Origin of the sequence: Stenotrophomonas sp. (assembly GCF_032103445.1) — a bacterium.
GTDB lineage: Bacteria > Pseudomonadota > Gammaproteobacteria > Xanthomonadales > Xanthomonadaceae > Stenotrophomonas.
On the sequence record NZ_DAMDFR010000023.1, the window covers coordinates 20,379 to 38,729 of the forward strand.

General features: G+C 65.6%; 12 protein-coding genes. 4 read left to right on the plus strand and 8 right to left on the minus strand.

The genetic code is table 11. From position 1 onward, the window contains the following. The first annotated feature begins 17 nt into the window (after positions 1-17). Entirely contained in the window at positions 18-2,189 is a 2,172-nt protein-coding gene (gene fhuE, locus RT551_RS10495) for a ferric-rhodotorulic acid/ferric-coprogen receptor FhuE (protein ID WP_313458317.1), read from the plus strand. Between the two features lie 195 nt (positions 2,190-2,384). Continuing rightward, the gene (locus tag RT551_RS10500) at positions 2,385-3,890 is read left to right on the plus strand and encodes an arylsulfatase (RefSeq protein ID WP_313458319.1); all 1,506 of its coding nucleotides are present in this window, start codon (positions 2,385-2,387) and stop codon (positions 3,888-3,890) included. Positions 3,891-3,952: 62 nt separating this feature from the next. Here the strand turns inward: RT551_RS10500 and RT551_RS10505 are convergent, their stop codons facing one another. After that, on the minus strand, positions 3,953-6,823 hold the full coding sequence (locus RT551_RS10505; RefSeq protein ID WP_313458322.1) for a TonB-dependent receptor: 2,871 nt from the start codon (positions 6,821-6,823) through the stop codon (positions 3,953-3,955). 197 nt (positions 6,824-7,020) lie between these two features. Then, positions 7,021-7,431, minus strand: coding sequence for a biopolymer transporter ExbD (locus RT551_RS10510; protein WP_313458324.1), 411 nt, complete (start codon positions 7,429-7,431; stop codon positions 7,021-7,023). A gap of 173 nt (positions 7,432-7,604) precedes the next feature. On the opposite strand from RT551_RS10510, the gene RT551_RS10515 reads away from it, so the two are divergent. After that, on the plus strand, positions 7,605-9,578 hold the full coding sequence (locus RT551_RS10515; RefSeq protein WP_313458326.1) for a transglycosylase SLT domain-containing protein: 1,974 nt from the start codon (positions 7,605-7,607) through the stop codon (positions 9,576-9,578). 48 nt (positions 9,579-9,626) lie between these two features. After that, entirely contained in the window at positions 9,627-10,853 is a 1,227-nt protein-coding gene (locus RT551_RS10520; RefSeq protein ID WP_313458328.1) for a multifunctional CCA addition/repair protein, read from the plus strand. Here RT551_RS10520 and RT551_RS10525 read toward each other — a convergent pair. The 6 genes from RT551_RS10525 to RT551_RS10550 all read right to left on the minus strand — a co-directional run bounded on the left by RT551_RS10525 (position 10,831) and on the right by RT551_RS10550 (position 18,351). Next, positions 10,831-11,763: an aminotransferase class I/II-fold pyridoxal phosphate-dependent enzyme gene (locus tag RT551_RS10525; protein WP_313458377.1), complete on the minus strand. Its 933-nt coding sequence runs from the start codon at positions 11,761-11,763 to the stop codon at positions 10,831-10,833. The two genes, RT551_RS10520 and RT551_RS10525, sit on opposite strands and share 23 nt — an antisense overlap. A gap of 9 nt (positions 11,764-11,772) precedes the next feature. Continuing rightward, complete coding sequence (locus RT551_RS10530) at positions 11,773-12,102, minus strand: hypothetical protein (RefSeq protein WP_313458331.1); 330 nt, start codon at positions 12,100-12,102, stop codon at positions 11,773-11,775. A gap of 74 nt (positions 12,103-12,176) precedes the next feature. Then, complete coding sequence (locus RT551_RS10535; protein WP_313458333.1) at positions 12,177-14,972, minus strand: autotransporter outer membrane beta-barrel domain-containing protein; 2,796 nt, start codon at positions 14,970-14,972, stop codon at positions 12,177-12,179. A gap of 129 nt (positions 14,973-15,101) precedes the next feature. Continuing rightward, complete coding sequence (locus RT551_RS10540; protein ID WP_313458335.1) at positions 15,102-16,178, minus strand: heparan-alpha-glucosaminide N-acetyltransferase domain-containing protein; 1,077 nt, start codon at positions 16,176-16,178, stop codon at positions 15,102-15,104. Then, on the minus strand, positions 16,175-17,323 hold the full coding sequence (gene nagA / locus RT551_RS10545) for an N-acetylglucosamine-6-phosphate deacetylase (RefSeq protein ID WP_313458336.1): 1,149 nt from the start codon (positions 17,321-17,323) through the stop codon (positions 16,175-16,177). Before nagA ends, RT551_RS10540 begins: the two co-directional genes overlap by 4 nt. Beyond that, entirely contained in the window at positions 17,323-18,351 is a 1,029-nt protein-coding gene (locus RT551_RS10550) for an SIS domain-containing protein (protein ID WP_313458337.1), read from the minus strand. Before RT551_RS10550 ends, nagA begins: the two co-directional genes overlap by 1 nt.

An 18,351-nucleotide genomic window follows, 5' to 3' on the forward strand; every position in this document is an offset into this window, starting at 1 on the left:
CTGCCCAGGAACCGCTGATGACCCGTCGCACCGCTGTGCTGTCCCGCCGCCTGCCTCACCACCGCCTGCCGCAGGCGCTGCTGGTTGCGCTGGCCACCTTTGCTGCCGCCCCGGCCTTTGCCCAGGACAGCACCGACGCCACCACCCTGGACAAGATCGTGGTCAAGGGCGAACGCGCGGAAGGTTTCTCGGTGCGCCGCACCTCGGCCGGCACCCGCTTCAATCTGGCCCCGCGTGAAATTCCGCAGTCGATCAGCATCATCAGTCACCAGCGCATCGAGGACCAGAACCTCGACGACATCCTGGACGTGCTGAGCAACACCACCGGCGTCAGCAGCACCCAGTCCGACACCGAGCGCACCGAGTTCTACGCGCGTGGCTTCTACATCGACAGCTACCAGTTCGACAACCTGCCCACCCAGATGGTGCAGAACTGGAGCTACGGCGATTCCGGCCTGGATCTGGCCATCTATGACCGCGTGGAGATCGTGCGTGGCTCCACCGGCCTGCTGACCGGCGCGGGCAATCCGTCGGCCTCGGTCAACCTGATCCGCAAGCACGCCGACAGCGCCGAACTGACCGGCAGCGTGTCGGTCAACGTGGGCAGCTGGGGCCGTACCCGCAGCACCGTCGACGTGACCACCCCGCTGAACAAGAGCGGCTCGGTGCGCGCGCGCGTGATCGGCAGCTACCTGGACACCGAATCGCAGATGGACCGCTACGACCAGCACAAGACGCTGGGCTATGCGGTGATCGACGCCGACCTGACCCCGGACACCCAGCTGAGCGTGGGCTACGACTACCAGCAGAAGCGCGCCAACGGTGCCACCTGGGGTGGCTTCCCGATGCTGTACTCCGACGGCAGCTCGACCGGCTACGACGAATCGTTCAACTCGGCCGCCAAGTGGACCTACTGGGACACCACCAGCAAGCGTGCGTTCGCCACGTTGGAACATGCCTTCAATGAGGACTGGATGGTCCGCATCGGCGCGACCCATGACGAAACCAAGGCCGATGACAAGCTGTTCTACCCGTCCTACAACGACTGGGTCACCGGTGCGTCGCTGTTCGACCGCGAAACCGGTGCCGGCGTGTCGCCGTCTGCGGGCTTCTACAACACCGAGCGCAAGGTCAACGCGGTCGACGGCTACTTCAGCGGCGCGTTTGAACTGTTCGGCCTGAAGCACGAAGTGATGGGCGGCCTGAGCTACAACAAGCGCGAGTACGCCAACTACGGTGACTACCAGATCGGTGGCCCGGGCCTGACCTGGGACCCGTTCACCAGCTACCTGAACTGGACCGGCGACATCAGCGAACCGAACTGGAACCCGCTGGCCCTGGCCAGCGAAGGCACCATCACCCAGAAGGCCGCCTACGCCGCCACCCGCCTGTCGCTGGCCGAGCCGCTGAAGCTGATCCTGGGCGCGCGCTACACCGACTGGAAGAGCGAAGGCGAAGGTGCGGACCGTTCGCACAAGGTGACCACCCCGTATGCCGGCCTGGTGTACGAGATCAATGACACCTGGAGCACCTACGGTTCGTACACCGAGATCTTCCAGCCGCAGATGCTGAAGAACCAGCAGGGCGGTTTCCTGGATCCGGTGGATGGCAAGAGCTACGAAGTCGGCGTCAAGGCCGCGTGGTTCGATGATCGCCTGAATGCCTCGGCTGCAGTGTTCCGCATCGAACAGGACAACGTCGGCCAGGCCACCAACATTCCGGTCAATGGCAGCCTGAATGAGTTCGCCTACATCGGCGCTCGTGGCACGGTCAGCCGCGGCTTCGAAGTGGAAGTGAACGGTGAACTCACCCCGGGCTGGAACGCCAGCTTCGGTGCATCGCGTTATGTCGCCAAGGACATCAACGGCACCGACATCAACACCCGCCTGCCGCAGACCGCGATCAAGCTGTTCACCAGCTACACCCCGCAGTCGATGACCGACCTGACCTTTGGTGGTGGTGCCAACTGGCAGAACCGCATCTACTACCCGGTGCCGGCGTACGGCCAGATTGAACAGGGCGGCTACGCACTGGTGAATGCCTTCGTGCGTTACCGCATCGCCCCGCAGTTCAGCGTGCAGGCCAACCTGAACAACCTGCTGGACAAGAAGTACCTGTCGCAGGTGAATGGCTACGGTGCTTACGGCGACGAGCGCAACGGTTCGATCACGTTTACCTGGTCGTTCTGATTCGTGGGTGCCACGTAGAGCCGGGCTTGCCCGGCTGCACGGAACAACGCGGCAACACACACAAGGCCCGGGATTTCCCGGGCCTTGCGCTTTTGGGTCTCGGTATTCTTACCGTCGCGCCTGCAGCACTTCTTCGGATGCCTCCGGCCTGCCCGCGCCCTACCCTGCCCGGACCTCCCCTTGCAGGACACCGCCATGGCCGCCCCAAAACCGAACATCCTGTTCGTGATGGCCGATGACATCGGCTGGTTCAATATCAGCTGCAACAACAACGGCGTGATGGGCTACCGAACGCCCAACATCGACCGCATCGCCCGCGAGGGGGCCAATTTCACCGACTTTTACGGCCAGCAGAGCTGCACCGCCGGGCGTGCCGCATTCATCACCGGCCAGTCGCCGATCCGCACCGGGCTGACCAAGGTCGGCATGCCCGGTGCCACGCTGGGCTTGAGCTTCGAAGACCCGTCCATTGGCGAGTTCCTCAAGCACTTCGGCTACGCCACCGGCCAATTCGGCAAGAACCATCTCGGCGACCGCAACGAGCACCTACCCACCGTGCACGGTTTCGATGAGTTCTTCGGCAACCTGTATCACCTCAATGCCGAAGAAGAGCCAGAATACCCGAACTACCCCAAGGATCCCGCGTTCCGCAAGAAGTACGGTCCACGCGGTGTACTCAAGTGCAAGGCGACCGACAAAGAAGACGGCACCGTCGACGAACAGTTCGGCAAAGTCGGCCGGCAGCAGATCGAGAACACCGGCCCGCTCACCCGCAAGCGCATGGAAACGGTGGACGAGGAATTCCTGGAATCCGCGCTGGACTTCATCACCCGCAAGTCGAAGGCCAACGAGCCGTGGTTCTGCTACTTCAATCCCACCCGCATGCACGTGTTCACGCACCTCAAGCCGTCGTCTGTCGGTGTGACGGGACTGGGCACCTATCCGGACGGCATGGTTGAACTGGATGGCTACGTCGGCCAACTGCTCGACAAGCTCGACGAGCTGTCGGTTGCCGACAACACCATTGTGGTGTTCACCACCGACAACGGGGCAGAGGTCATGACCTGGCCCGACGGTGGCACCACGCCGTTCCGTGGTGAAAAAGACACCAACTGGGAAGGCGGTTGGCGCGTGCCGTGCGTGATGCGTTGGCCGGGTGTGATCGAACCTGGCCGTGTCATCAATGACATCGCGTCGCTTCAGGACTTCATTCCCACCTTCGCAGCAGCCAATGGCGAACCCGAACTGGTGGAAAAGCTGAAGAAGGGCTTCAACATCGGCGGGCGCGCCTACAAGGTGCACCTGGACGGCTACAACCTGGTGCCATTTCTGTCGGGCAAAGCCGCCGAATCACCGCGCCAGGGCTTTATCTACTGGAGCGACGACGGCGAATGCATGGCCGCACGGCTCGGGCGATGGAAAGTCGTGTTTGCCGAGCAGCGCAATGAAGGCATCAGCGTGTGGCGGGAACCGCTGTCGGAAATGCGCATTCCCAAGTTCTTCGACCTGCGTGCCGATCCCTTCGAGCGCGGCGAGGTCAGCATCAAGTACAACGACTGGTTCCTTGAGCAGAACTTCCTGTTGTATGCGGCCCCACCCATGCTGGCGGAGTGGCTGGAGAGCTTCAAGGAATTTCCGCCGCGAGCGCGTGCAGCCAGCTTCAGCATCGACCGGGTGATGGAGGCGATGATGCCGAAGTAGAGCCGGGCTTGCCCGGCTCCACAATGATCGGGGCACCGGGCATTGCCCGGTGCCCCACCGCATCAGAACCGCAGGTCCGCGCGCAGGTACCAGTAACGCCCACGCGGAATGTCATACGTGGACGCGTCATACCCGTTCAACGAGCAGGACAGGCAGATCGGCGGGTCCTTGTCGAACGCATTGTTCAAGCCCGCGCTCAGCTGCAGCCCCTTCATCCAGTCGATCTTGTAGCCGACCTGGAAGTCGTGGTACGTGGTGGCCGACAGCGTATTGGTACCCGCCGCCTGGTCACTGCAGACGTCGAAGGTCGACGCATCGCCGCACTGTTCCTTCAGCTCGGAAATGTGCCGCACCGTCCACGACGCATTCCACGCGCCCAGGCTCCAGCCCAGGGTGGCGTTGCTGGTCCACTCCGGAATCGAGCTGTTCACCACTTCGATACCCGGTTCCTGCGGCTGCCGCTGCCCGGCCGCACCCAGCGCCTCATAGCGGCCGACGAAGGTGTTCTGCCAGCCGATCTTGAACTGGCCGATGTCGCTCTGCGGCAGCGTCCAGAACAGGTCCACGTCCCATCCGTCGGTCTTGATCGACCCCAGGTTGGTCAGGCGGTTGTTGAAGGCGCTGACTGCACCGGTGCTGGCACGGCTGATGCCATCGCAGTACACCGAATCCAGCGTGTCCACGCACAGATCCAGCTGGGTCTGTGCATCGATGGCCTGGATCGCCCCTTCAATGTGGTGGCGATAGAAGGTCACTTCCACATCAAAGCGCTCGGACCACGTGGTGTTGCTGCCAAACCACGGGCTCCAGACGAAGCCGGCACTGAAGCTGCGCGAACGCTCCGGGTCCAGTTCGGGATTACCACCGGTGGTGACCGAGATCTGCGAGTTGGCCTGCTGGAACCCGGTCGGCACACCCAACGCGGCACAGTTGGCGGCGCTGCCACGCGGCGGCGTGCCACCCAGGCCCACCGAGCAGGGATCGAACAGCTGCAGGTCGGCACGCGCCGCCGAACCGTACAACTCACCAATGGACGGTGCACGGAAGCCCTCGGCATAGCTGGTACGCAGCACGAAGTCGTTGGTCACCTGCCAGCGCAGGCCGTATTTCGGCGTGAACTCGCCACCAAAGGTGGAGTAGTCCGAATAGCGTCCGGCCAGGCTCAGATCCATCTTCGAGCCGATCTCGGTGTTGGCGAAGATCGGAACGCTCAGCTCCAGGTACGCTTCGTTGACATCATACGAACCGGAGGTCGGCAACGACGGCACGCCGTTGTAGTGGCCGCGCACGGTCAGCGGATCCGGATTGTAGGAGCCTTCGTACTTGCGGTACTCGTAGCCGGTAGCGAACGACACCGGGCCCGCCGGCAGGTTGAACAGGTCGCTGCTCAGGTTGGCGGTGAACAGGCTCAGCTCGTTGACGCTGCGGTCGCGCACCACCGGCTGGATCCACTGCAGCATTGCCGGGGTGATGGTGCCCGGGCCACCGAAGATGTTCAGCGGCACGCAGCCCGGCGTCGCCGCGCAGACGGCGGGGTCGCCCAGCGCCATGTTCACCTTGTAGATGTCATAGCTGCCGTAGTTGGTCTGCTCGGCCTTGTTCTTGCTGTACATGCCGTTGACGTCCCAGTACCAGCTGCGGCTGGCCGCCTCGAAATTGCCGACCAGGCCGGTGGCGAAGTACTGGGTGTTCACTTCCTGCTCGAACACGCGTGCGCCGCCTTCCACCGGACGGCGGCCGACCATGCTCAGGTTGCTGGAGGAATCCAGATCGAAGCCGAACGGGTTGTATGGGTTCAGTGCGGAAATGACGATGTTGTCAGCCAGAGGATTGCCGGTGGCACCGTCAGGACCGAAGAACAGTGGCTCCGGTGCGGCCTGGTTGGTCGACTCGCGGCGGTTGCCCAATGCCTTGATGTACCACTGCACGTTGTCGGTGATGTCAAAGCGGAACTGGCCGAAGATGCCCTTGCGCTCGGACGGGGTCAGCAACAGGTTGTACTCGGCGAAGTTGAAGCGGTCGGCCGTGGCGAAGCAGTGGTAATCATCGGTGCGGTCACAACCGCCGACGCCATTGAAGGTGGGGTTGGTCACCCCGGTATTGGGCGTGATGTTGTAGTCGATACCGGTATTGGGATCGGTAAACATGAAGCGACCATTCGGCGTAGCCGAGCTGCCGAAGGTCAGGCCGGTACCCGGGATCGGCACGCGCGACTGCTCGCGTGTGCTGGCATACACCGGGTCCTGCTTGGTCCAGCTGGCTCCCAGAAACAGGCTGTAGCGGTCACCACTGGTGCCCCAAGCCAGGTCCACGCCCTTCTGGGTGCCATCGCCCTTGCTGTACTCGCCGTAGTTCAGGGTGACCTGGCCGCCGTCGAACTCACGGCGGGTGATGATGTTGACCACGCCGGCAATGGCATCGGACCCATACAGCGAAGACGCGCCGTCTTCGAGCACTTCGATGCGCTCGACGATGGCCAGGGGGATGGTGTTGAGGTCGGTGGCCGCGCCCACGCCGGAGGCCGAGGACTCATTCACCCAGCGGATGCCGTCCACCAGCACCAGCACACGCTTGGCCCCCAGGTGACGCAGGTCGACCTGCGCCGAACCCGCGCCCACGCCGCTGCCGTCAGGGGGGAAGCCGAAGTTGCCGGAGGAGTTGAACTTGGCGTTCAGCGCCGAACCGGAGCCGGTCAGCTGCTGCAGCACTTCGCCGATGGAGTTCAGGCCGGTCTGCTCGATCTGCTCGCGGCTCAGGGTCTGGATCGGAACCTGGCCTTCGACTTCGGCGCGCTTGATGCGGGTACCGGTGACGTCGACACGATCCAGTTCGGTGGTGGGGCGGGGTGTTTCCTGGGCGCTGGCCAGCGCGGGTACAACCAACAGGCACAACGCGACAGCAACCGCCAAGGGGCGGTGATGCAGGGTGTTCATTCGCTCTCTCTCCAAAGGAATGTTGGTTTTGGTGCCGGCCGGCTCCCCCTTAGAGCCTGCCAACCCTTCCTTTGTAAACAACCTGTAAAGATGAAGGCGTGATGAAATCCCGCTTTCACGCGACCTTTACAAAAAAGGAGCCGACCAATGGTCGGCTCCCGGTAGCGCCGGCCGTTGGCCGGCCCTCGCAGTGCCCGCTACCTCACAAAGGTGATGCGATCCATGTGCGTATTACTGGCCGCCGCCAACACCTTCGCCATCACGTCGTACTCGGCCTCCGGGCTGGTATCGATACGCAGCACCGGCAGGTTGCCGACATTGGCCTGCGCCACGTCCTGCATGCGTGCCTGCAGCGACGACACGGCGACCGCCTGCCCGTTCCAGAACACCTGGTTGCTGGCATCCACCCGCAGTTCAATCGGGGGCGGTGGGTCGAGGGGCGGGGCGATATCGGTACGTTGCGGGAGATTGACCGGAATCGGCCGGGCGATCATCGGCGCGGTGACGATGAAGATGATCAACAACACCAACATGACGTCGACCAGCGGGGTGACGTTGATGTCGGCCAAGGGGCCGGAAGAGGTGGAGCCTGCTGCGCTGAATGCCATGGTGATATCCCCGTATTGAAACGATATGGATTCCCGGTAGCGCACGACCGTTGGTCGTGCGTCCCCGACATTACGCCTGCGCCAGCCACGTGTTCAGGCACTGCTGAAGTTACGTTCATCCACCGGTAGGTTTACCTACGCCGGCCTTCACCCCGGCCCGCTATCCTTTCGGCATGAATCGACTTTCCCCGCTCCTGCTCAGCGCAGCCGCCGTCGCCCTGGCCGGCACCTTCCCGGCCACCGCACAGAACCTGGATGCGCAGCGCGCGCAGATCAAAGCCGCCATCGACAACGCCGAGCGCGGCCAGTTCGATGCCGGCCAGGCCCGCAGTCTGAGCCAGCACCCGCTGTACGGCTGGCTGGAGTACGCGAACCTGCGCCGCAACATCGACACCGTGACCAGCGCACAGGCCCAGGACTTCCTGAAGCGCTACGACGGCCAGGCCGTGGCCGGCAGCTTCCGCAGCGTATGGCTCCCTGCACTGGCGCGCCGCCAGGACTGGCCGACCCTGCTCGCCAACTGGGGCCCTACCGACAACGTCGGCCTGCGCTGCGCGCGGCTCAATGCCCTGCAGGCCACCGGCAAGGCCGATGCGCAATGGGTCAGCGATGCCCAGGCACTGTGGAAGAGCAGCGGCAAGTCGTTGCCTGATGGCTGCGACCCGGTATTCGCCGTACTGGATGCCAAGGGCGGGCTGAGCGCGGAACTGCGCTGGGCGCGGATTGATGCCGCCGCCGACGAGCAGCAGCCGGCGGTGATGCGCAGCGCCGCGCGCGGGCTGCCCGCCGCCGATCTGACGCTGGCCAACACCTATGCCGCCTTCGTCGACAAGCCCAATGCCAGCGCACTGAACTGGCCACGCAATGAGCGCAGCCGCCGCATCGCCACCGATGGCCTGGCCAAGCTGGCCAAGGCCGACCCGGATGCTACCGAGCAGCAGCTGCCGCAGTACGCCAATGCGCTGCAGCTGAGCCCGGCCCAGCAGGCCCAGGTGCGTTACCAGATTGCGCTGTGGACGGTGGCCTCCTACGGCCCCGAGTCCGCACGTCGACTCAACGCGGTGCCCGATTCGGCGTATGACGAGCGCCTGCACGAGTGGCGTGCCCGTGAAGCGCTGTCGCGCGGCGACTGGCCGGCCGCGCTCACCGCGATCCGCAAGATGGGCCCCACGCAGCGCAATGATTCGCGCTGGCGCTACTTCGAAGCACGCATGCTGGACAAGACCGGCAAGCGCGCCGAAGCACAGCCGTTGTTCCGCGAAGCGGCCCGCTCGGCCACCTTCCACGGCTTCCTGGCCGCTGACCAGCTGGGCTTGAACAGCTACACCCTGTGCCCGCTGGAGCCGAACGACAGCGCAGCGGCACAAGCCGCCATCGCCCGCGATCCGGCCATCGTCCGCGCGATGGAGCTGTTCAAGATCGAACGCAGTGGCTGGGCCGTGGCCGAGTGGAACGACGCGCTCAGCCGCTTCGACACCACCCAGCGCCGCATCGCAGTGGAAGTGGCACGCGACAACGGCTGGTTCGACCGCGCGGTGTTCTCGCTGGGCAAGACCCCGGACGAACAGCGCCTGTACAGTCTTCGCTTCCCGCTGCATCACGACGCGGCGATCCGCCGCGAATCGGCCAAACATGCGATCGACCCCGCTTGGGTGGCCGCCGAGATCCGCGCCGAGAGCATCTTCAATCCGAAGGCACGCTCGCCTGCCAACGCGATGGGCCTGATGCAGGTGCTGCCCGCCACCGGGGCCAGCGTGGCCAAGTCGATCGGGCTGGTGAACTACGGCGGCGCAGCCAGCCTGTATGACCCCGACACCAACATCGCGCTGGGCACGGCGTATCTGCGCCAGCTGATGAACAAGTACGACGGCCTGCCCTACGTCACCATTGCTGCCTACAACGCCGGCCCCACCCCGACCGCACGCTGGCAGTCGCAGCGCCCGGGCTTCGACCCGGACATCTGGATCGAGACCATCAGCTACAAGGAAACGCGCGAGTACGTGGCACGTATCCTGGCGTTCAGCGTGATCTACGACTGGCGCTTGAACGGCAATGCACTGCCGGTGACTGATCGCATGAACGGCCGCCTGCAGGCCAAGCGCAAGCAGCTGACCTGCCCGACTAACGCAGAAAAGACAGCAGACTGACTGGTAGTGCCGGTGCGGCGTCCGACATTGATCGGGCACAATGGCCGCATGAAGATCTATCTTGTCGGCGGCGCGGTCCGCGACCGTCTGCTCAATCGCACGCCCGGTGACCACGACTGGGTCGTGGTCGGTGCCACCCAGGCCCAGATGGAGGCGCAGGGCTACAAGGCCGTGGGCAAGGATTTCCCGGTGTTCCTGCACCCGAAGACGGGCGAGGAATACGCACTGGCCCGCACCGAGCGCAAGTCCGGGCGCGGCTATCGCGGTTTCGTGGTCGACGCTGACCCGTCGGTCACGCTGGAAGACGACCTGCTGCGCCGCGACTTCACCATCAACGCCATCGCCTGCGACGAAGCCACCGGCACCCTCGTGGACCCCTACGGCGGCGCGCGCGATATCGAGCACCGCGTGTTGCGCCATGTAGGCCCCGCCTTCGTCGAAGATCCCTTGCGGGTGCTGCGTGCCGCCCGCTTCATGGCACGCTTCGCTCCGTTGGGCTTCACCGTGGCACCGGAAACAATGGACCTGATGCGCCAGATCGCCGCCAGCGGCGAACTGGATGCACTGGTGCCCGAACGGGTCTGGCAGGAACTGCGTCGCGCCCTCACCTGCGCGCAGCCGTCGGCCTTCCTGCGCACCCTGCATGAGGCGAACGCGCTGGGAGCGGTGCTGCCGGAACTGGAAGCCCTGTATGGCGTGCCGCAGCGTGCCGAGTTCCATCCGGAAGTGGACACCGGCGTGCACCAGGAAATGGTCAGCGACATGGCCGCGCGCCTTGCCCCGGGCGATGACCTGGTCGGCTTCGCCGCCCTCACCCACGACCTCGGCAAGGGTCTGACCCCGCCAGACGAATGGCCCCGCCACCTGATGCACGAGCAGCGCGGTCTGAAGCCGCTGCAGGCGTTGTGCGAACGGCTGAAGGTGCCGCTGGAACACCGCCAGCTGGCCGAAGCGGTGTGCCGCGACCACCTCAACGTGCACCGCATCGATGAACTGCGTGACGCCACGATACTGGAGCTGCTGGGCCGTTTCGATGCCTTCCGCCGCCCCGAACGCGTCGCCCGCATCGCGCTGTGCTGCGAAGCCGACAAGCGAGGCCGTCTCGGCTTTGAAGACAGCGACTACCCGCAGGGCGAAACGCTCAAGCGCGTGCATGCCGCCGCACTGGCAGTGCAGGCGCGCGACCTCGACCTCACCCATCTGAAGGGCCCCGCCATTGGGGATGCACTCAACCGTGAGCGTGTGCAGGCGATCAAGACGGCACGTTCCCGTTGACCGCGTCACGCGGCCCGGCCGCCGCGCCGGGCCGGCGATGACCGATCCAGCGCTCGGGTCGTAATCGGTGTTTCCGGGCCTGGAAGACTTCTACCACGCGCTCCAGCTGAGCATCGCTCAGGGCCGTGTTCACGCTCAGCCGGATCAAACAGTGCCGCGCGCCCGTTGCCGGTGGGCAGAAGATAGAGCCAAAAACGCCGTGCGCTTCGAGTTCGTCGCGCACCGCCATCACAGCCTGCTCGTCCCCTACTTCCAGGCCAATGATCTGCTCGGTGCCATTGGCGGCCGGATAGCCGCGTGCGCCCAGCTCGGCACGCAACTGCCGTGACGTTCTTCTGAGTCGTTCGCGCCGGTCGTCGCTCTGGAGCAGCAAGCTGTGCACTGCGTCGATGGCAACGACATCGATCGGCATCAGTGATGAGCTGAGGATTGCGGGCCGGGAGGTCATCATCATGAACAGCTTGGCTGTGCGCGGACAAGCGATGAATCCCGCCCGGCAGGCGTAGCTCTTGGCGAGACTGGCGGTGACAAAGTGCACCTGACCGGTCAGCCCCAGCGCGGCTACCAGCCCCTCGCCGTGCGCGCCATGGGTACCCAGCGAATGGGACTCATCAACCACCAGCAAGCAGTCGTTGTCCCGGCAGATCTGTCCACAGGCAGCCAGTTCACATAGCGCGCCATTGGTCGAGTATACGGCGTCGACCGCCACCACCCCGGGGCCGTGTCGCTCCATTGCCGTCTGCAGGGCCTTCATGTCGTTGTGAGCGAAGCGTACCGCGACGGCCCCTGCACTGATTGCACCCTCCCAGAGCGACGCATGCGCGTGCACGTCCAGATAGACGGGCGTCCCCGGCTCGACAATTGCCTGCAGCAGCCCCACGTTGGCTACGTAGCCCGACTGGGTCAGCAGACCCTCTTCTTAGCCTACGAAGTCCGCCAGTCGCCCCTCCAGCGCATGCAGTGGATCGTGTTCACCGAGAAACAATGCCGACATTGAGACCGATGTCGACGCGTCGCGACAGGCCTGGGCCAGGATATGCCGCAACGTTGGTTCAGCTCCCATCGCAAGGTAGTCGTTGCTCTGCAGCACCACACCACGAGCATCGGGCGTGCGCCCCGCCATGATGAATCGACCACCCCACGCGTCGTGGTAACGCCGGGTGTAGAAACGATCGAGTCGCTTCTGGGCGAAATCTGGCAACGGGGCGCTGAGCCGCAGTGAAGCGGCAAGGGGATCGGCGAGGTCCATGTTGCTGCAACTCCTGCCAAAGCATCTGATCCCCCGATCAGCCGCACGCACCGTCACGACCGTTGAAAGCCACGCTAAAAGTCGTAGCGCAGCCCGATGTTGCCTTCCACCACCTTGCGTTCCTTCTGCGCGTCGCTCTCCAGATCGCGGGTGTAGTCGGCCACCGCAAACGCACTGACATTGGCATTGAAGCGCGCCACCACGCCCACGCCGACTTCCAGCGCGCGATACGCCTGTTCGCTGGTCAGCGGGTCGCCGCCGATGTCGATGCGGTCCTCGCCGCTGAAGCCGCGCCAGTAATTGACCTTCAAATAGGGCTGCCAGCCGTTGTCGGCCAGCGTGTAATCAGCCGCCAGCCGGAACCCGGCCCGGCCGGTCCAGGCGTTGTCGTTCTGCATCCGCACCGCCGACACCGCGTCCGAGGTGTCGTCGATGTCGGTGCGCTGCCAGATCACCTGCAGCTGCGGCTCCAGCCACCACGCAGACTGCCCGAAGCGCAGCAGCGGCTTGCCCACCTCCAGCGATGCCGTGGTGCCCTTGCCGTCCAGGTCCACGCCCAGGCCACGCAGCGAGGTGCTGCTGCCGTCATAGCGGCTCTGCATCACCACTGCATCGAGATAGCCGTTCTTTTCGCCCACCCGGGTCCAGTACAGACCCACATGCTCTTCATCCAGCCGGGTCTGCCCGGCGGCCACGTTCTCCCAACCCAGCGCGAAGCCGGTGACGTCGCCCTTGGCGCGGTTGCGGCCGACGAACACACCCAGCTGGTCGCGGGTGTTGCCGGCATGCGCGTACAGGTCCGCACCGGCCTGCACACCCACGAAGTGACCATCGAATCCCGGCTGCGCATTACCCTTCCAGTTCTGCTCGTGGCTTTGCCCGATCAGCCGCGCCCAGGCCGCACGGAACCCGCCCTCGCCGCGCAGCAGGCGCTGCTCGCCCTGGCGCTCATGGAAGGTGCCCAGGCTGGCCATGCTCGATTCGCGCAACAGCGGAGGAACCACGGCATACGGCGGCGTTTCCACGCGGTAGATGGGAATCACGTCCATGTTCGTGGGGGGACGTGCTTCCGGTGTAGGCGGCACCAGCAACGGGCTCGGTGCCGGTGGTTGCGGTGGCTCCCCAGCCACGACAACCGGTACAGGTGCCGGAGCCGGTACTGGCCCAGGCACGATGGTGGAACGCAGGTACCAGTTCTCGGTGGTACCTGCGCTCACACCCCCCTTGAACAGGAAATACTCGTAGGCACCGACGGAGATGCCGCTGGAGAGCGCGAACGCGCCCGCAGCCGTGGTGGCTCCGTTGACCGCCTGTACCACCATGATGCCGTTGGCAAGGGTGCTGGCACCGCCGCCGCCCACATTGAGGATGTTCATCACCGTGTTGCCACTGGCAGCGCCACCATCGATCACCAGCGCGTCAGATGCCGAGGCGTCGTCGCCCAGAACGGTCTGCAGCTGCAGCGTGCCGCCGCTGCCCACATAGTTGCCGACGATGGTGAAACGGTCACCCGGCGCGCTGCCTCCATCGGACAGATCGATGCGCCCGGCGTTGGTCACCGTGGCCAGCTGCCCTGCGCCGAGCGCTGCCACGCGCCCGCTTCCACCGCCGGCCAGCAAGGCGCTGCCCGCGCCGACGTTCAATGCACCGGTGCCGGTTGCGGTGTCGCCCAGGGTCAGCGTGCCGTCCATGGTGAGTTCGCTGCCACTGGCCAGATTCACCTGTTCCCAGTTGAGCAGTCGTTCCACCCCGGCCAGCTTGACGTTGCTCAGGTCCAGCCGGTCATTGCCCACCGCGGCCTGGAAGCTGGTGAACGATCCCAGCTGGTCCGGCCCCAGATTGGTGAGCCGCGCACGGTCGTCGCCCTCTCCGAAGTCGACCCCGCCGCGCAGCACCCCGCCCCCGCTCCAGTCGAAGGTATCGTTGCCACCGCTGAGCAGCACATTGCCGCCCACGGTTCCGCCGGTAACGGTGAGTGAATCGTTGCCACCGGATACGCTGATGTTGCCGCCGATGTCGCCGGCTGACAGCACGATGGTGTCGTTGCCGAAACCGGTCACCAGGTTGCCGTCGATGCTGCCACCGGACATCAGGAAGGAATTGTCTTCCAGGCGCATGTTGACCCGACCGATGCGGCCACCGGTGAACTCGGCATAGTCGCCGTCGTCGAAGCCGCCGATGATGTGCCCCGCCGTCATGCGGAACGTGTCGGAGCCATCGCCCTGCACCACCGAGCCGATGGTCCCGCCGGTCATCAGGAACGCATCGCTTTCCCGGCTCTGATTCAGTTCGCCGGTAATGGTGCCGCCGCTCATTTCGAAACGGTCCTGGTCATCACCCTGGTCGATGCTGCTCACAGTGCCAGCCCGCATCACCACCGCATCGCTGCCAAAGCCCTGCAACACCGCACCGCTGATGCTGCCCCCCAGCATTTCCAGCTGGTCAGCCCCCAGACCGGTCACGATCGCCCCGGTCGTGCCGCTGATGGTCCCGCGGTTGACCACGCGGGTGGCCTGGTTGGACACGATCGCAATACCGGCGGCGGTACTGATGGTGCCGTCGTTGGTGATCACATGGCCGCCGCCCCCATCGAACAACACCGCGCCGCCGGTGGGCACGGCCAGCTGTGCGCCGGACTGCACGTTCAGGGTGATCGTGGCCGACCCCACCACGCTCGTCACCGGGGTGGTCTGCGGGTTGGGGGCACCGGCGGTGCAGGTGACGGTCTGGCCGGCGGTGGGGGCGCTGTTGTCGCAGCCTGCCCAGACCGGCGCGCTGGCGGCGATCAAGGCGGCACTGCAGACCATTCGAAGTGCGTGGCCGGTGCTGATGGCCAACGGGTGCCGCTGCAACGCGATCCTGGAGCACATAACCCTATCCTTCTGCGGAAGTGGGACTACGGCTGACGCGCGGTGCCGCAGTAAAACTACGCAGCACTGGTGCGTACTTTTACTGGCGTTGCGTGATGGTCCGGTGCAGGAACTGTGAGGCCGGGGGCGCTAAATCTTCACGTAGATGCGACGGTGGTCGAGCCACGCCACCACGCCCCACCAGAACAGGACGAAGCCGGAGGCGCACAGCAGCGAGGCCAGGCTGGGATGCGCCGGCATCAGTCCGACCAGCCAGCCATTGCAGGCCGCCCACGCGCCGCTGGCGATCATCACCAGCGCCATCACGCTCGAGCCGAGGTAGGCGGCGATCGCATTCACACCGAAACGCCGGCCCAGCGCCGGCCAGCCCTTCCGGTCCACCAGCAGGTGCGCCAGCAACATGCCGGCGACCGAAAGCCCCCCGGTGACCAGCACATAGCTCGGCGTCCACAGGTTCTTGTTCAAGGGCAGCCCGCCCGGGACGCGCGCGGCAACCACGCCCAGCACCAGGCACCCTGCCCCCATCACTGCCAGCGGACCCAGCCTTCCTGCACGCAGCCAGCGCCCGGCGATCAGCCCGAGCAGTGTCGTCGCCAATGCACCCAGCGTGCTGAGCAACCCTTCGGGATCGTGCCCCAGCCCGGTGACCGGGTTGTACTTGTACAGGTAGGGCGCAAACAGCGCGGTGTCCAATCGGCTGACCGGGTTGTGCCACGGTTCCAGCGTGCCTGCACCGAGCAATATGAGTGAGTACCCCAGCAGCAGCGCCGCCAGCACCCAGGCGTGCGCACGTGCCTGCAGATGGATGGCGATCAACCCGACCCCACCCACGCACAGCGCGATCCGCTGCAGCACGCCCCAGGGCCGGTACGCCGGCAGCGCGAACAGCCACCACGCCAGCACATGCAGCAGCAGCCCCGCCACCAGAATGCGCAACGCACGCTTCAGCAACGCAGCGCGCAATGCCGGCCTAGCCGACACGTCCTGCGCACGCGGCCCCACGCTGAAGGCCAGCGACACCCCGGCAATGAACAGGAACAGCGGGAAGATCAGATCGGTCGGGGTGATTCCATGCCAGTCGGCATGCAGCAGGGGCGAATACACATGCGCCCAATCACCGGGATTGTTGACCAGCAGCATGGCCGCCACAGTCAAGCCGCGCAGGGCATCAATCGAGCCCATGCGCGAGGTGGCGGGGGCGTTCATGCGTCCTCGCGCTGACCGGCAATCCAAGTGGCGCGCACCTGCAGCGCGTCGTCCAGCAACACCAGATCCGCCTGGTAACCTTCGGCGATCTCGCCCAGGCGGTCGTCCAGGTTGAGGAACTGCGCCGGGTAACGTGCGGCCATGCGTGCGGCCTCTTCCAGCGGCAGGCCAAGCTGCTGCACGGCATTGCGCACCGCCGTGGCCATGTCCAGTGCCGAGCCCGCCAGCGAGCCGGCGGCATTGCGCACCACACCGTCCACCGCGGTGATCACTTCACCATAGAGTTCATAGCTGGGGTCGTCCGCACCCACCGGCGGCATCGCGTCGGTCACCAGCATCACCTTGCCGCGCGGCTTTGCCGCCAGCGCCACGCGCAGGCTGGCCGGGTGCACATGCACGCCGTCGGCAATGATGCCGACCCAGCTGTCGCGGTCTTCCAGCGCCGCGCCCACCGCACCCGGCTCGCGCCCGGTCAGCGGCGACATCGCGTTGTACAGATGGGTGAAGCCACGGATGCCGGCGTCCAGCCCGGCACGGGCTTCTTCGTAGGTTGCGGCAGTGTGGCCGGCGGCGACGATCACGCCGCGTTCGACCAGCGCACGAATGCTTTCCAGCGGCACCCGCTCCGGAGCCAGGGTCAACAGGGTCACGCCATTGTCCAGCGACGCCGCCATCGCGATCTCATCGGCATCGGGCACCCGGAACTTGTCCGGATTGTGCGTGCCTTTACGCGCCGGTGCGATGTACGGCCCCTCCAGATGGATGCCGAGTACGCCCGGCACCTTGGTTTCGATGGCTTCGCGGGTCGCCGCAATGGCCGTGCGCATCACCTCGACGTCGTCGCTGATCAGCGTCGGCAGCAGGCCGGTGGTGCCAAAACGTCGGTGTGCGGCGGCCAGCGTGCGCAGGCTCTCCACATCCGGTGTGTTGTTGAACAGCACGCCACCGCCACCGTTGACCTGCGCGTCGATGAAACCCGGCAGCAGCCAGCCGCCGCCCAGGTCGACCTGTTCGTCTGCGCTGCCCAGTTGCGGCGCGGCGTCACTGACCAGCGCGGTGATCACACCGTCTTCGATCACCACGGCCAGGTCATCGCGGAACTCATCGCCAGCCAGAATGCGGGCATTGCGCAGTACGGTTTTCATCAAACGGTTTCCGTAACCTTGTTCAGATGCGGCGGCAGATCTGGATTATGCCCGCGCCGCAGCGCCAGCGCGTTGATCGCGCGGTAGAAGCTCTGCACCACCAGCAGCGGCGCACACGCCGGGTGCGGGGCCTGCGGCTGGGCCAGGTCGCCGTCGGGCGCGGCCAGCCACACCTGCGCGTTGCGGGTGGCGAACTCGGCCGCCACCGCGCGCGTGCCCGCGCCGGTTTCGTCCGGCTGGGCAAAGGCCAGTACCGGGAAGCCCGGACCCACCAGCGCCATCGGGCCGTGCTTGACCTCGGCCGAGCTGTAGGCCTCGGCGTGCAGACCGCAGGTTTCCTTGAACTTCAGTGCCGCTTCCTGTGCCGCACCCAGGCCCAGCCCGCGGCCGATCACGAACAGGTTATGTGCCGGGACCAGACCGTCGGTCAGCGCGCTCCAGTCGCTGTTCCAGGCCTCGCGCAGGGCAGCCGGCAGCGTATCCAGCGCCGCGATCAACGCCTTGTCCTCGCTCCAGTACGCCACCAGCTGCAGGATCGCCGACAGCGAAGCCAGATAGCTCTTGGTCGCGGCCACGCTGCGTTCGGCACCCGCACCCAGCGGAATCACGGTTTCCGCCAGCTGCGCCAGCGGCGAGTCTTCCACGTTCACCAGCGCCACCACGCGCGCACCGGCGGCACGCGCCGCTTCGGCGTTGCGCAGCAGGTCCGGGCTTTTGCCCGACTGCGAGATCACGATGTACAGCGCACCGCGCAGCTGCAGCGGTGCTTCGTACACCGAGCCCACCGATGGCGACGCCGACGCGGTCACCAGCCCCAGCCGGGTTTCCAGCAGGTACTTGGCATAGGTGGCGGCATGGTCGGAACTGCCGCGTGCACAGGTCACCACGAACGGCGGCGGAGCCGCGCGCAGGCTGGCGGCCAGGGTCTGTACCGCCTGCTGGTTGCGCGCGAACTGCGCGGCGATCACGTCGGCCGCTTCGGCGGCTTCGCGGAACATCAGGGTTTCGTGGGGAGCAGGCAGTGACAT